The sequence below is a fragment of the Mycobacterium sp. E3339 genome, assembly GCF_001666915.1.
GTDB lineage: Bacteria > Actinomycetota > Actinomycetes > Mycobacteriales > Mycobacteriaceae > Mycobacterium.
This window is the reverse complement of the sequence record NZ_LZIZ01000170.1, coordinates 1-924: the sequence shown is the minus strand read 5'-3', so window position 1 is coordinate 924 and position 924 is coordinate 1. Positions and strand designations below refer to the sequence as shown.

Sequence of the window (924 nt, the reverse complement as noted above, 5' to 3'; positions counted from 1 at the left end):
TCGGAGAACAAGCCGTCCAACCCCAGCGACCCGCACGACGGGGCCTACACCGCGGCGCGGCTGGCCCGCGACGAGGGGGTGCCCATCTCGACGATCTCGTTCGGCACCAAGACCGGCGAGATCGAGATGGACGGGCAGCGGGTCGCGGTGCCGGTCTCGACGGACCAGATGAAGATGATCGCCAAGCTCTCCGGCGGGCAGTCCTACACCGCCGGCACCGTCGACGAGCTGTCCAAGAGCTACAACGCCATCGAGAAGGACATCGGCTACCGCACCGTGCCGGGTCCCGGCAGTGCCGGGTGGTTGCGCCTGGGCGTGCTCACCGCCCTGATCGCGACGGCGCTGGCGCTGCTGATCAACCGGCGACTGCCGGTCTGATCGCTCAGGAGGGCAGCCGGCGGTTCAGGAACAGGCCGGCCAGGACGGCGCCGGCCATCGCGACGGCCCCCAGCAGCATCCAGGCCAGGCTGGCGTCGCCCTTGACGGTTTCGTAGCCGATCTGGCGCTGCAGAGTCGCGTAGACGTCCTTCAGCGACTCCAGGCTGTCGGCGTGGAACGACTGGCCGTCGGTGATCTCGCAGATCTTCTTCAGCGTCTGATCGTCGACGGGAACCGGGATGGTGGCGCCCTCGTACTCGACGGTGCCGTACGGCGTGCCGAACGAAATCGTCGAGATCTGCACGCCCTCGGCCTTGGCGGCCCGCGCCGCGGTGTAGGCCCCGTCGTGCGGGTCGCTGGGGTTGGACGGCTTGTTCTCCTTGCCGTCGGACAGCAGCACGATGCGGGCCGGCGGCGGCGTGTCGCCACCGGTGATGGCGGTGGCGCTGACCGCGTGCAGGGCGGTGAAGATGGCCTGCCCGGTCGCCGTGCTGTCGGCGAAGTCGAGCTTCTTGAGCGCGTCGATCGTCGCCTGGTGCTGCGGCG

1 protein-coding gene and 1 pseudogene are annotated in these 924 nt (G+C 69.6%); one reads left to right on the top strand and one right to left on the bottom strand.

What is annotated here, in order from left to right; all coding sequences use genetic code 11:
- Window positions 1-378: pseudogene (locus tag A5702_RS15510) on the top strand (hypothetical protein); the annotation flags it as partial.
- A gap of 4 nt (window positions 379-382) precedes the next feature.
- On the opposite strand, the gene A5702_RS15505 reads toward A5702_RS15510, so the two are convergent.
- Window positions 383-924 (bottom strand): VWA domain-containing protein (locus A5702_RS15505; protein WP_156669560.1); only part of this gene is annotated, 542 nt, incomplete at its 5' end.